Annotated in this window: 10 protein-coding genes and 1 pseudogene; 1 reads left to right on the forward strand and 10 read right to left on the reverse strand. The window is 52.6% G+C overall.

The annotated features are described in order from the left end of the window. The first annotated feature begins 69 nt into the window (after window positions 1–69). Window positions 70–642 carry a HipA domain-containing protein gene (locus tag WCG50_RS02970; protein ID WP_336898088.1) on the forward strand — a complete coding sequence of 191 codons (573 nt, stop codon included), beginning with the start codon at window positions 70–72 and terminating at the stop codon, window positions 640–642. A gap of 78 nt (window positions 643–720) precedes the next feature. Here the strand turns inward: WCG50_RS02970 and WCG50_RS02975 are convergent, their stop codons facing one another. From WCG50_RS02975 to WCG50_RS03020, 10 genes and pseudogenes are all read right to left on the reverse strand, one after another. Beyond that, window positions 721–1,149 carry a helix-turn-helix domain-containing protein gene (locus tag WCG50_RS02975; RefSeq protein ID WP_336898079.1) on the reverse strand — a complete coding sequence of 143 codons (429 nt, stop codon included), beginning with the start codon at window positions 1,147–1,149 and terminating at the stop codon, window positions 721–723. Between the two features lie 4 nt (window positions 1,150–1,153). Next, entirely contained in the window at window positions 1,154–1,456 is a 303-nt protein-coding gene (locus tag WCG50_RS02980; protein ID WP_336898080.1) for a type II toxin-antitoxin system HigB family toxin, read from the reverse strand. Between the two features lie 98 nt (window positions 1,457–1,554). After that, complete coding sequence (locus WCG50_RS02985; protein ID WP_336898081.1) at window positions 1,555–2,694, reverse strand: hypothetical protein; 1,140 nt, start codon at window positions 2,692–2,694, stop codon at window positions 1,555–1,557. A gap of 10 nt (window positions 2,695–2,704) precedes the next feature. Next, window positions 2,705–4,348: a hypothetical protein gene (locus WCG50_RS02990; protein ID WP_336898082.1), complete on the reverse strand. Its 1,644-nt coding sequence runs from the start codon at window positions 4,346–4,348 to the stop codon at window positions 2,705–2,707. 67 nt (window positions 4,349–4,415) lie between these two features. Then, complete coding sequence (locus WCG50_RS02995) at window positions 4,416–4,745, reverse strand: helix-hairpin-helix domain-containing protein (protein ID WP_336898083.1); 330 nt, start codon at window positions 4,743–4,745, stop codon at window positions 4,416–4,418. 190 nt (window positions 4,746–4,935) lie between these two features. Continuing rightward, window positions 4,936–7,917, reverse strand: coding sequence for an OmcA/MtrC family decaheme c-type cytochrome (locus WCG50_RS03000; RefSeq protein WP_336898084.1), 2,982 nt, complete (start codon window positions 7,915–7,917; stop codon window positions 4,936–4,938). A 16-nt stretch (window positions 7,918–7,933) separates the two neighbouring features. Then, complete coding sequence (locus WCG50_RS03005; RefSeq protein ID WP_336898085.1) at window positions 7,934–10,108, reverse strand: MtrB/PioB family decaheme-associated outer membrane protein; 2,175 nt, start codon at window positions 10,106–10,108, stop codon at window positions 7,934–7,936. A 16-nt stretch (window positions 10,109–10,124) separates the two neighbouring features. Continuing rightward, window positions 10,125–11,132 (reverse strand): DmsE family decaheme c-type cytochrome, encoded by a 1,008-nt coding sequence (locus WCG50_RS03010; RefSeq protein ID WP_336898086.1) that lies wholly within the window; start codon window positions 11,130–11,132, stop codon window positions 10,125–10,127. Window positions 11,133–11,134: 2 nt separating this feature from the next. Beyond that, window positions 11,135–13,672, reverse strand: coding sequence for an OmcA/MtrC family decaheme c-type cytochrome (locus WCG50_RS03015; RefSeq protein WP_336898087.1), 2,538 nt, complete (start codon window positions 13,670–13,672; stop codon window positions 11,135–11,137). A gap of 122 nt (window positions 13,673–13,794) precedes the next feature. Then, window positions 13,795–14,406: pseudogene (locus WCG50_RS03020) on the reverse strand (cytochrome C); the annotation flags it as partial.

Genomic DNA, 14,406 nt, shown 5'->3' on the forward strand with positions numbered 1-14,406 from the left:
TGCCGCACAGGCCCGACGAAAACTTGCCCCTATTCGGGATGGCGTCAGTTTTGAAGAAAAAACAAAGAACTGTTCGTCATGCAGCGATTCGACCGAACGCCTGACGGCACCCCCCTGGGGTTTGAAGACATGGCGGTGCTGGCAGGATTTTCATCGCGCGAGAAATACAAAACCAGTTACACCCATGTGGCAAAACTGGTTGCAGCTTTTGCCTCCGGCCCTCACGTTACGGCCTCTTTGCAGGCGCTTTTTGACATGGTGGCGCTGTCGTGTGTGGTGGGCAATGGCGATGCACATCTGAAAAATTTTAGCATGCTCTACACCGACCCCACCACCAGCGACTGCCGTCTGGCACCGGCATTTGACGTGGTCAACACCACGGCCTACATTCCCGAGGATGTACTGGCGCTGGACTTATGCGGTCAAAAGTCGTTTTTCTCGGCCCGGCAAGGACTGTTGGACTTTGCCAAGGTCTGCCAGGTGGCTGACCCCTATGACCGGTTGCAGCGCTTGATACTGACCGCTGAGTTTGTCATCGAGCGTGAAGCCGAGGTGGCGCAGTCCATACCGCATGTGGTGGCGGCCATCGCACACTGCACGAACATGCTCAAAGAGGTTTTCTTTGATAAAGTGCCTAAATAACATGCGAATCGGCCTGTAGCCACCGTCTAGTAAGCGTAGGTAGCTATTTATTTAATATCAACGTGTGAGCCGGGTTGCTTAAATTGGTACGAATACAGCAGGGCTGATGCCGAAAAACTGACCTAGTTTGCCAGCCATCGTGGCGCTGATATTTCGTTTGCCGGCCAGAATGGCTGACAAGTTACTTTGGGCAACAATGGCCTCGAGATCATCTTGTTTTAAACCGCGTGCGTCCATCAGAAAACGTAATGCATCTTTCGGACTCGCCGGTTCAATGGCATGGTGTTCTTGTTCGTAGCGCGATACCAGTTCACTTGCCAACTCAAGCAAACCAGACATGGGGTGCTCGTCATCGTCACAGGTTGCCTCCAAAAGTGAATTCATTAGTATGACCCTACGGTCGTCATCTGATTCGTTTTGAATGGGGCGCAGGTGCGCTATGGCGTCGAACGCCTGCCATGAAGCTTGCAGAGCCCCGATATTGAGTTGAGCGTTAGCTACTTGCATACTGCTACACCTTGCCTTTCCGATAAAGTTTGTTCCAGTCATCGTATTCACGGTGAGTCAATACCTTTTGCACGAAAACCTTTTTGAATTTGTAACTAACAATCACTACAACGCGGTAGTTATTTCCACTTACATCAAAGATGGTGTACGGCGGAACGTAGTCTGCCGAGTTGAAAAATTCCCGCACATGATTGAAGTCTCTAAATTCGACGTGCTCCAGCACGGAGTGCCACTCTCGTAGGACGTTTTCCGCTTCGGGATGCCTTTGCCAGAAACTGCGAAGCATTTTGATGGGGATGACATGCAAGTTTTTTTATATCAAATCAGCCTGTAGCCAACGTCCTTTAAGCGTAAGAAGCTATTTAATTCATAGCAAACTGTGCGCCAGGATGCAACCGACGCAGGTTAAAAATCTGCTCGCAGTCCGACGGTAAACAGCGAGTAGCGAGTCCCGAACAGGTCTGACGAGAACGTGTTGTAGGTCACCGGCATTTCATTGAAAAACATGGTGCTGCTTAACTGGCTGCGGGCGTAGGCGGTCAAATGCGGGTGAAAACGGTAGTTGGCTTCGAGCAAAAGGTTTTGACTCTGGTTGTAAACCGTCCAGCCGCGTGAGGCCAGAATATCGTCCACCGCTTCGCGCTGCACGGCGTAAAACAGATATCCACCGCGCAAGGTCCAGGGGCCGCTGCGCCAGGCAGCGTTGGCACCGACCTGGATGAAGTTACCGCGCCAGCCGAGTTCTTTATTGACGTCAACGCCATAGCTCCCGCTGCTGTCAAGAAATTGTTTGAATGGCTGATCGCAAGTTCCAAGAATGCTATTACCGATAAAACGAAGTTGGTAGCTACATCCGTCGCTATTCAGTGTTGCCGTGGCTGACAACTCACCATAGGACAATTGAGTACTACCCGCACTGAGTAGCACGCTGATATCCGTCGAGGGCGAGAGTTTCCAGGTGCCTATCAAATCTGCTTGCAATTGACGGTCGGAAGGATCTGTGATCTTGACGGTGCTCAGGTTTTGATTTTTGACAAGCGTTGCGCCAGGAACGTGAACGGGTGAAGTTGATCCCATTTCACTGGCGTAATTGCCCCACGCCGACACCTTTACGGCTATGGCCGGAATCTTGCCATCTTGTTCTACGAAACGATACAAGCCAGCCGCCCGCCAACTGTTGAAGTGATAGTCGTTGTCCGCCAGTCCGCTGATGTCGCGCTTCCAAAAGCTGCCTGAAAGCCACGCGCCGTCAGCTACTTTGTAAGCACCTTCAATATGCGAACCATGGTAGTCGCCTGCTGATGAGCCTGATGCCAGTTTGTTGCTGTCTCTGATTTTGAAAAAATCAAGCGCTTCGTTCATGTGGTCTGCGCCAACTTCCAGATAGCCATTCGGCGCTATCTGTTCCGGCAAGGCAGTCAATAAAGCATCCAGCGGTGCAGCCGATGCGGGCAGAGCAAGACAAATAACCAGGAAGCTGAAAGCTTGCCTGGTTAATGTCCGCTTGCCTAACCCGACGAAGATGTCGGCAAGAGGTTTCAGCATGTTAAGTACATCAGTTAGTCAGTGTGATAAAGCCTTCGAGACCCAAACCAGTGACAGTTTTGCTTGAACCATTTGAGACAAGAGATGTCGGGACCACAACAGTCACACTCTTGAATGGCGTTCCATCAGTTTGACGCAAAGGCAGATTCGTGACGACGATACTAACCTTATATTTCCCACCCAAAGCAGTTTGGCTATTGAAGTTCGTGCCCAAACTGGTGAACGTCGAGTTAACAGTACTGCCCAACAGTAGACTGCTCAAAGAGCCTGCTGTGATCGTATTGTTGGCACCCCAAACGGCTGAAGTGAAACTTGCCAGACCAGTAAATGTGCCCGAGCCTGACACAGCGTAAACCAGCGCATTGGCTGTGGTGGGCACGGTGACTTGTATCACGCCACCCGTCTTGGTGACATTCACGTTGTCAATGTAGGCCTTGACCTGTCCAGAACCGGCTGTATCACTGACCGAGATGGCCGCCGTTAACTGACCGCTAGGCAGTACAGCTGTGCCATTTTCCGAGAGAGTGAAGGTGACAGCGGCCAAGTTGGTCAAGGGCCATTTCACGGAGATGCCAGCTGCCGACTGGAAATCAGCCATCGAGTAGGCGCTGGTCGTTCCGCCGTCCACCAGATTGATGGTGTTGTTGGCCAGGTACAGGTAGTCTTTAGAGACGGGGACTGGCGTGGGCGTTGCTGCGGCCGTTGTCACTGTGGTCGCCACCGCGGCTGCAGATGTCGTCGTGCTAGTTGCGTTTAGCAAACCGTCCGTTACCGCTGTGGTAATGACGCTTGTGATGGTGGTATTGCTTTGCTTGTCCAAAGTCGCTGCTGTGATGGCTGTGGGCGTAGCAGCACTCAAAATGGCTTGTGCCTGAGACGCAAGGGCGGGTCCAGCCACAGCGGCCAGCACGTCTGGCGTTGGTTTACCAACTGCAGTCAAGATGGTACCGACGGACGGGATAGCCGTATTGACTGCTGTGATGGCCGCACTGACTAGCGGCGTGACATCGGCTGGAAGGAGTGTGGCGCTATTAAGCGAGCTGCCAGCAGTCAGGTTAGCTGCAACGGCTTTTGCTACTTCTGCGTAAATTGCAGCAGGCGTTACACCTGCGTTAATTGCTGCAGGTGCAAGTCCGGCAATCAGCTCAGCGGTTTTTTGTATCAACTGCTGAATGACCAATGTTTTCTGGAGCAATGATGGGTCGGCCAGCGCGACAGGGTCGGTATTGAGCAAACTTGTCGTTGTAGTCAAGCCCAGAGCCGTTTTGAGAGCCGCTTCATTCAGGGTGCCAGAAGCCAACAAGGTGGTCAGCGGTGAAATCACGGTGGCGCCCTTGGGTGCTTTCAGCAAGCCGGTAAACGCAAGTCCTGTGTCTGCACTCGTACCCTTACTGGCAATCATTCCATGCGTACAGCCATTGGGAAACGTGAATTTGCCATTGGCATCGGTAACGACCGCAGCGGCTAATTCACTGGCACTGACGATGCCGTTGTCGTCCACATCGCAGACGATGGTGGCGCCACTCAGGTAACCATCCACAGCGACGCCGCTGGTGGCGTTGCTGGCCGGTGTTCCGCCACCGCCGCCACCGCCACAGGCGGCGATGGTCAAGGCAACCACTGCTGCCGGTATTAAACGTAATTTAAATTGCATTTGGTTCTCCAATTTTGTTAAACCATTCGGCCTTTGGGCCGGTAAATGAATGAGAACAAGTCAATGACTATTTCTTTGGGGTGTTGGTAGGTGACTTCTTCGCACCTGCTTTGTTGGGTTTCCCCGCAAACACCAAGTCTCTGATCGCCAGCGCTTTGTCCATTGGCAAAACATTATTACTTGCAAGCCCGCCTTTGCTGCCATAGGGTCGGCCAGCAATAATTTTGTCAGCTTCTGCATCGCCTATGCCGGGCAACGTTTTAAGTTCATCGCGTGTTGCGGCATTAATGTTGACCTGTTTCACATTGGCTTGTGCTTTGCGTTTGGCGGCAATGGCTTTTTTGCTCGTTGCAACGCTATCCGGGCTTGTGCTGATGCTATCGGCGGCAAATGACACACTGGTCCCAATGAGCATGGCACTTGCTGTCAGCGCCAGTAAGAAACATCGGTATTGCATACTAACTTTCTAACGAAAAACCCGGATACGTCGCCACATCCGGGTTAGTTTTTTTCTGTTTTGGTTGGCTTAACCTGGGGCCGTTTGCACGACCCCAGATAGTTGCTAATTCGATCTAACGTGACTCACGTTATTTCGAGTGCATGAGCCTGATATCGGCCACACGTCCAGAAGCATGGCAGGTCATGCAAAGCTCTGGAGTGTTTAGGGCGGTCGCACGGTCAACGTAAATCGAACCGCCTTCAGCCTTCATGTGCGCTTGTGCAGCCTTGCTGTCATGGCAGGCAAAGCAAACGGTGGTGACTGGTGAATCAACTAGCGTAGTTCCTGCTGCTTGCGTCGTCGCCCCTGTTGCTACGTTAAACGAGAAACCAGCGCCATAGTTGAAGGTGCTAGGGTTTGCCACTGGAAGGTACGGTGAAACTGAGAATGCGTTCAATGGAGTCATTGAGGTCTTATCTATCACACCTGTGGCTACAGTCCGATATTGCTTGTTAGGCAACGCAGCAGCAGATGCGGTCGCTGCGAGGTCATAAGTACCTGGCAGGTGACAAGTTTCGCATTTCTTCAATACGCCAGGGAAGCCGATACTAAAGAACCCATCTCCTTTTGGCATTGCTGTAGTCGGCACTGCAGTTGCGTGCCAAGTAAACTGATCAACTCGTTTTGACGCTGCGTGGATGGCATGTATATAGTTAGTGGAGTCCGCACCCCAGCCAGAGCTTGTCTTATTTGGTGTATGACACCATGCACAAGTTGTACCATCGTTGCGCTGTCCACCGTGGAAAGATTCAGCCGTAAAGACACCCAATTCCTGATGGCACTTGTTGCAACGTGCATCCTCAACGATGGCTCGACGGCCTGTATAGCCACCAGAGCTTGTGCAATTTGCATTCGGTGCTAATGTTGTTGCAACACATCCCTTAGACGCAACAACTTGCACATCAGGGGCGACAACAATTAAGCCACCAGTTTGATTTGGCATCCCTGTTGTGAGACCGCTTCCTGTTGCCGCGACTACTGGATATGCCGGCAGATTTGTCTGAGTCAGTGGCAAGCTACTAGTCACGTTGTAGGTATAACCTAATCCACCAGTTAGCATTACTGCACTATCAGGAATGATCACGTTGGTGAGTGTCGCAATATAGTAGCCAGTATTAACGGTATCTGCTACAAGTGTTCCTGCACCAGTTCCTGTTGCTGTACCGTTCCAAAGGCTGCGCAGGTAGCTAGATGCTGATGCGTTGAAATCAGCGGGTGTAGCAATGCCATCTTGTGGTACAGAGAAAACAAAGTACACGCTAGGTGAACCCATGAAGTTATTCCAGATTTCAGTAACAGGTGGACTTGCTGATGGTGTATAGATGTTCAAAGGCACTACGACATCGTTTTGCTTCATTCTGAAACTCATGACAGGATGAGTTCCTACACGAGAGACATATTTAATGTCATAGGTCACTTTGATTGAATTTGCTGGGCGGTTTGCTGTGTTCGAAGCAATCCAAGCTGCGTTTGTATTAGCGTTCGTACCACCTAAAAGCAGTGAATTGTTCGTATCTGGTGGGGTTACCGGGGTATGAACAAAAGCAATGCTGGTTGCATCATGGCAGGTACTGCACAACGCTGGGTCAGCAGAAGCTACGCCTTTCAAAGCCCAACCGCCATGGCCAGTCGTCTTGCCTGAAGTGGTGGTGCCGGTGCCGTCGGTGAATTTAATACCGTCGTGGCAAGATCCGCAAGCCAATGGACTTGGAACTGTTTTCCAATTACCGGCATCGTTGTGATTAACGGGTGTCAGTGATTCGTTGTGGCACTTAGAACAATTGCGTTGATCCTGAGGGAATTTCACTTCATTAAACATACCTTCAGAGGCAGCATTGAAGAAATAGCCTTGTTTGACCAACTCCGTACCCATGTGGATCTTGTGAACCATGTTCGGATAATTGCCAACGGCTCTGCCATCAATGACTGCAGTTGTTGGTCGGGTTGTTCCGTTCAGAATTAGACCGTTGCTTCCTGCAGCCGTGCTAGCTTCCTGATTAAAACTGTACTTGATCTGATCCGTGTGGCAGGTCACGCAGTAGTTTGGATCAACGCGGCTTCCATGGGCCAGAACTTTTCCTGCGTGACAGTCATTGCATGATTGCAGCTTGACAACTTCACGCGTGGAAGTAATCGGGTTGTGGTCAGGACGGAAGTCGAACCAAGCATTGCCTGCGTTGACCATGCTGACACCCACTGGCGCGCCTGTGGCGATCGGCAAGAGTGTGAGTGGGTCAACGTAATTTGTGCCAGTACCTGGGGCCGTTCCACCAATTTGGATGCCTACGCGATGGGTTAAGGTAGGATCAAAGGTGACATCACCCAAATCAGCTTGGTATTTAAATGCCGTAGCTGCAGTAGCTACAAGCGCTGGGGTAGCAAATTCTGCCAGTGCAGCAACTTGGGTCGCGGCTTGTTTGACATCTCGATAAAAGGTATAGGTGTAGCTTCCATCTCCGTTATCGGTCAGGGCACCTTCCTTGTCATTAGCAGGAAATGTGCCGAGGACGGGTTGAAGGACTGGTGGTGTTGCTGTGTTGTAAACAGGTGCCGTTGTAACGATGTAACTGACCCATTTACTAGGCTGATTGTTGGTTCCTGGTACCAACTTGGCTAAAGTAAAAGCGATATTTGTCAAACTGGCAACAGATGCTGTTGCACTTTTTGATTTACCTCCAATACCAGTGACCGGCTTGCCGGTAGCATCCTTTACTGTGAAGTTAACTACTGGCTTTGTGTCAATGTTGGCACTGGTAATGGTAATTTGAGGTGCAAGTGCTTTCCATGCAGCCGTGCTGTCAATGGTGGCTGCTGCTGTGTTTGCAGCGGTGCTGTTTGCACCGGTACCGCCACCGCCGCAACCGGCAATAGCGAGCGCGAGCACACTGGAGGCCAAATACGGCATCCAGCGCCGCGTGGGCAGCTTTTTCTCTGATATCTCAGAATATTTCATGAGTGTCTCCAAGGGAGTTACTAAAAAACCAATACCACTGACTTCGGAGAGAGTGTTTGGCGGGTTGTGGGCAGGTAATCGCCCTGTATCGAACTCGGTTAAGTTGGCGAAGAACATGTTTTGCTCGTTCAGGCTATTGCCACTGATAGGTGTAAGTGAGACCTATGAAGCCAACGTTTTGTGTTGCGTTTTGTTTGACGGTGGTTCCGTCAGAATAGGCATAAGAGACCCACGTCCAGTCGCTGACAGCAGCTTGTTGGTAGATCACATCCAGCCGCAGCGAGGAGTTTTTCTCGAGCTCATATTTGCCAAACATTTTCAAAACTGTCTGGCGGTAAACGATGTCGGGCAAGCCACCGGTGGAGGCCAGCAATGCGGCATCGCTCGCGCTGGCTGAACCGTCCAGCGTTTGGGCATAAATGCTTCTGTCGTTTGAGAACGTCAGGTTGGCGCCCACATTGATTTTGCTGCTGGCTTTGCCGGCAATACCGATATTGATGCTGGTGGTGGTGTTTTCAAACGCCATCAGGGAACCTGCTGGGCGCAACTGGTTCAAAGTTTGCACGCCTTGAGATACGTAGCCGTTCAGGGACCAGGCGTAATTCAGCGCGTAGTTCCAGTCGACGCTGTATTGGTTCATGCGTGTTTCTTGCAGGCCATAAACCGTGGGGGCACTGAACTTGTCTTTGCCGTCTTCGGCGCTGAACTGGAATGTCATGTCGGCGTTGGGCTGCCAGTCGGCAAAGACCTTGACTTTGTCGCGCTGCCGATTGGCCAGCGTGGGCATGTAGATCGCTGTGGAGGCGAGACCAGTAGCCGGGTTACTGATTTCGGCGACGCCTGTTGTAACGCTGTTGGGCTTCAACCAGTTGGAGCCGTCGCGCTGGCTGGTAGAGACGCCGATGGAGCCGCTGAAATTCTGCGCCATCTTGCGGCGAATATCTGCGTTGAAGCTGGTCTCTTGTGTATTTTGGCGCAAGGCGCTCAGACCCGACACGGCGCTGGTGGAGGTGAACACGCCACGGTCAATGGTTTCGTAGTCTGTGCCGATCGTGCCCCGGTAGTCTTTGGAAAACTGCCAGCTGGCTTGCAACTTGGCATGTTCTTTCAGATTCGGCAAATCGCGGTTGGTATAGGTGAGCGAGCCGTTTGTGTTGTAGGTGGCGATGGGCGTCTTGTCTTCCTTGTTCTCGTAGCGCACATCGGCCAGCAGGGTGAGCTGGGGAAGTGGGCGAGAGGTGAGGCCAACTTTAGTCAGCATGGTGTTGACTTGTCCGCCCAGATTGGTGACACCGGCAGGGGCACCACCTAGCAGTGCGCCTGCGAAGTTGTCGTTTTGCGTTGCCGTTGCGTAAGCGACTTTGAAGGTGCCGCGCGTGGTGGGCGTGAAGTCGTAGTTGCCGCTCAGGTCAACCTGGTGCGCTTCGTTGTCTGGCGACAAAGCCAGTGACTGACCCAAAATGCCTCGCAGCCCTGTGCCCAGGGGCTGCGAGACACCCAGCGGGTTATTCAGGTTTGAAGGAACATTGGCGGTTAGCGTGCCGTAGTTGTTTCGGTAAAAAGAGCCGTAGTAGCCCACGTTAAAGCGAAACTTTTCAAACGAGTAACTTAAGCGGGCGTCGATCTGGCTGTGGTTGGCGTTGATCGGTTCTGGCAGCATCAGCACCGCCCAGTTGGTGCTGGTTAATGGGTTGCTGCCGCAGCCAGGCGCGGCTGTCGAGATGCAGTTCATGCCGATGCCGAACAGGCGGGAGCCTTCCTTTTTCTCTGTTTTCAGGTCAAGCTCAAACTGCATGGAGGGTGTGATCCACTTCGACAGACCGATACCGATGCTGGTGCGCTTGGTTTTTAGTTCGAGTTCTGAGCCCGTACCTGCGGTCACCACATTTACTTGCGGCGAGCTTGAGCCTGCACCAATCAGTCCGGTCCTGATGGTGTTGAGGTCATAGTGGACCAATTCGCTGTAATTTTCCGTGAACTTCCACTCACCCGGATTACGGACGACCAGATTGAGTTCGCGGGTGTCACCCAGCAAATTGGAGCCTTGGAACTTGATCCAGGTGTCGGTTTCTTCTTCGCGCAAGCTGTAGTCAATGCCCAGCATGCCGACGCCGTTGCTGCTGCTTCGCAGGCTGTTGTATTGGCTGAAGAGCGCCCGGTCGGCGCTGTAACCGTCTACAAGGCCAGCGCCGATGTTGACGGTGCCTTCGGTGACGGTGGTTTGTGCATGCAAGGGGGCGAATGCCGCCATCAAGGCAAAAGCCAGTGCTGTGCGAGGAAATCTAACTGAAAAAACGTTGGTGTTCATGTTGGTTCTCCGTGCTTCAGCGCATCAAAAGCGGAAGCGTCGCATTGGTAGCCGACGGACTGTTGGAGCCGTGTACTTGCGTATGGCAGTTCATGCAACTGCGACCTTGCCAAATGTTGGCAACATTTTTGCCACCTGTCTGTGCTGTCACTGGGGCACCCAGTGCGCCAACGCCACCTGCCACATGGGGTGTATGGCATTGCTGGCAGAGCAAGGGCGCGCGTGTTTTCAACATCGCTGCTACCGTGCTGCCATGGGGGGTGTGGCAGTTGGAGCAGTCTTCAGCGACGGGGTCGTGTTGGTGCACAAACGGGCCGCGTTTTTCTGCGTGGCAGGTGTAGCAGGTGGCATTGGTGCTATCGCGCTTGGCCAGTTTGGGGCCTGCTGAACCGTGTGTATTGTGGCAATCAGAACAGGTCATCTTGCCTTCTGGCACCGGGTGGTGTGAGGGCTTGTTCATCTGCGTGCGCTGTTCTTTGTGGCAGGTGTAGCAAACGTCAGGTTGAGTGATTTTGTTCAGAACTTTGTCTTTGTTGGTGTGCACTTGGTGACAACTGTCGCAAGCCACATCGGCGGCTTGGTGCTGGCTGCCAACCCAGAGCGCGCGCTTTGAATCCTTGTCGTGGCACGACTGACAAACACGGCTGCGGTCGGCTTCAGGAATGGCAGATACTTTGCCGAATACTTTGTTAAAAGTACGGTCAGGACGTGGGCGCAGGTCTGGGCCTGGTGGTTTGTGGGCGTGCTTGTCACTGGCACCATGGCAGGTGATGCAATCAGGTGCACCTGAGTTCAAGACGTCACCCATGGGGCGGCTTGCCAACGCTTTAGCGGCGGCTGACATCGGGGGCTTTTTAACGCCTATAGCATGGGGGCTGTTGCTCATGTCCGGCAGGTCTTCCTCGTCGTGGCAGCTGACGCAGAGTGCAGCGCCCACGGGTTCAGCGGCTTGGGCTGGCCCGAACATGCCGAGCAGACAGATGCCGAGGATCGAGATGGCAATTTTGAATTTGGTCGTATTCATCATTATTTTTGTCCGTGGACGGTGGCCACATTCTTGGCGCCACTGGCATGGCAGTCATCGCAGGTTTCGCGTGGCAGGGCGGAGACTCCAGCTTGAGTTGTTCCATATGAAGCGCCACCAAACCAGGTGATGTGGTCGATAACCCGCACACCGCTGGCGGTGGATCCGTTGTGGCAGGCGGTGCAACTGGCGGCCTTGGGCGAGATGACCAACCATTGATTGGGGTCGGTGACGCCAGTGGGTTTCTGGATCACGGCACCCAGCGGGCCTTGGTCATTTTTGTAGGAGTCGTTGACGTGGCAGACATTGCAGTTGATGCCCACGCCAGGCCAAGAAACTTCGGCTGCGTAGTTTTCGACACCTGTTGCAAAAGTCAAGGTGTTATTGCATGCCGCCTGGGCAATGGCACTGGTGTTGGCCGGGTTGCAGAAGTTACCCTGAACCAGGTTACCAAGCGTGAACGGATAAGTCCGTTTGGAGTTGCCATGAATACCGTGAATCATCCGTTTGAACTGGTAAGACTCGTTGAAAGCCGAACCGTCCGTCATGATCGTGGTGGTAGTTTTGTTTGCATCGTGGCAGACCACACACGCTTCAACCCGGTTACGGGCACCACCGTGAATAGCTTCTGACAGCGTATTTGAGCCTGAGGTTGTTCCCAGCGCGCCGTGACAGATATTGCATTTTTCAGTCGCTACGATGGTGCGTCTTGGTTGCAAGTTGCCTGTGATAGCAAGTTCTTTGTACGCGTTTTGTGCAACGATACTGACCAGCACTTGAGGCGTAACTTCGGGTCGCGGATCTATTGCTGCAGTGACTTGCAGTAGTGGTTCCTTGATTTGTCCCATGCTGACAACGCGGGCAGTCCCAGTTGCAATAGCCGTCGTTGTGTCGTCAGGAAGTGGAATGTCTATTGTGTAATGGTTTCCACCAAGAGCGGTACCTTTGTATGCATAGACATTTGCGTTTCCTCCGCCATTGTTATAGGCCGAATACTCGGTGGTGTTGGTAGATTGTCCCACCATGTTTTGGTAGGCAAGATAGAAACGCAGTTTACCGAACTTGGATGTATCAGTGCACACGGGTGTCGTGATGCTATTAACGGTAGTGGTCGTGCAATCGTTGGTTACCAAGTTATAGGCTGAGTTTCCGTTCGTTGGATCTGAAAGGAAATAGTTGACCGAAACGGTGCGGGCTTTGTGATTGCTTGTGTCGTTAAAGATGACACTTTCAATGTTCATTTTGTACTTGGAGGCATTCTCTTCGTTCTGATTCCAATGAACACGTTCGGCGGATATGGCTGAGCCTGCTTTATGGCAATCTGCACACTGCTGGTTGCTCATCGACTTGGCTGGAGTACCTGCGCCAAGGATCATGGCGACCAGTGCGGTGTGCGTTGTATCCCATTTAGAGCCAGTGTTGCTCGCGTGGCATGTCAAGCAGGCTTCCTTGGAGGCTTTTGTTTTCCAGTTGTCACCTTGAGGGGTTTTGGGGTTGGCACCTGAGTGGCAGACCGTGCAGTTGCGCAGGTCTTGGGGGAAGCCCACTTCAGCGAAATCTGCTGTACGCACAGTGTAGTTTTCACCACCGGCAGCTTCTGCTTTCTTCAGTAATTTTCCGGAGTGGATTTTGTGCACCATGGTGGCCAGGGTGAGCACGTTGCCACTGTTGGGGTCGGTGGTACCTGGGTTGTGGCACATCACGCAATATTGGGTATCAACACGGCCACCGCCGTGCAAGGCCAGTTTTTCATGGCAACCATTGCAAGAAGCAACATCGGTCATCTTGCGCGTCTTGGTTGGGTCGGTCACCGCAACAGCATTGCCATTGGCATCAATGGTGAAGTCAAAATAAGGGTTGACTTTGATCGCTTCTCCTGCTGCATTGGTGTAGCTCAACTGAATGGCTACGCGATGCGTCAGGTTGGGCTCATAGGTCACACCATTGGTCTTGGTAGGGTCCTTGATGTCTGTAGAAAACGTGTAGGTGTAGTAACCCAGGGGGTTGTAAACCAGTTGCGCAGCCAATAGGGCTGCGTTTGTTTGTTTGGGATCGGTATAAGCCTGCACCGTTGAAGCCGCCTTGGGTGATGTCAGGGTTGCGCTGATGGCTGCTGGGTAAACAACACCAACGGCGGCCGTCGCTGCAGTCCGGGTGCGGTGTGTGTAGTTCTTCCATTCATCTGGATTTCCATTGCTTCCTGGTACCAGTTTTGCGATGGCTGCACTCACATTTGTGATGGTCAACCCACTCTTGAAGGCGCCATCCGAAAAAACAGTGAAGTTCACTTTGGCAAGACTGACACCGGGACTGGGGACCGTCACCGCTGGTATGCCAGCATCTTGCAGCACCGTGAACGAGGCTGCATAGTTAATGGCTGTGTCATTAGCCGCTAACGCGCTGGCTGCGACGATAGCGGGTGAGCTGGGTATTACTGGGGCCGTAGGCGTTGTTCCACCGCCGCCACCCCCACCACCGCAACCTGCCATGGCTGCCGCCACCAAACAAGCACTACCCCATCGAACCATAAAGTGTTTCATTTTTTTCTCCGTCGCTGACCGGTTCAACGACATGTCTCTAATTGCAAAAAACGCCCAGCAAGTTTTTTACTTGCTGGGCCGCTTTATTGACTCTTCAACTATCCAGAGTTCTCGTTACTGTCTCAGCCTTGGGTCAGGAATCCATTGATAACCATCACCAACAGTGTCAGTCCTACGATGATCAATGTGACGCCCAAAATCTTGGAGGCCTTGGTCATTGGTTTCGAAGGTCCGTCTACCAGGTGTTTTTCAAGTTCTCCCGAATCAACCAAGCGCTGGTACTGAGCGGGGTGGTCGGCACGGAACTCTTCCAGAGACTGCAAACCGGTGAACATCACGATGTCTGGCGGTGGCAGTTTGTCTGGGCGGAAATGGTTGTTGAAGAAGTGCACTGTGAACAGGAACACTGCTGCAAGGAAGGCCTCTTCGCCATGAACCACGGTTGCAATGTTGAACACCCAGCCTGGCAGGAACTTGGCGGTAACCGTTGGCAGAGCCAGCATCAAGCCACTGAAGCCAATGATGCTCACGCCCCAGAACACGGCCCAGTAGTCAAACTTCTCAAAGTACGCCCAGCGGTCAAAGCGTGGGCGAGGGCCCATACCCAGGAACCACTTGAACATGCCGATGCAGTCAGCCAAATCTTTCCAGTTAGGAATGAGCGAGTCAGGGCCAAACCAGCGGAAGGTCTTGCTGCGCAGCAGTTTTTGCATCACATACACAAAGTGGATGGC

The organism is Rhodoferax sp. (genome assembly GCF_037143375.1).
GTDB lineage: Bacteria > Pseudomonadota > Gammaproteobacteria > Burkholderiales > Burkholderiaceae_C > Rhodoferax.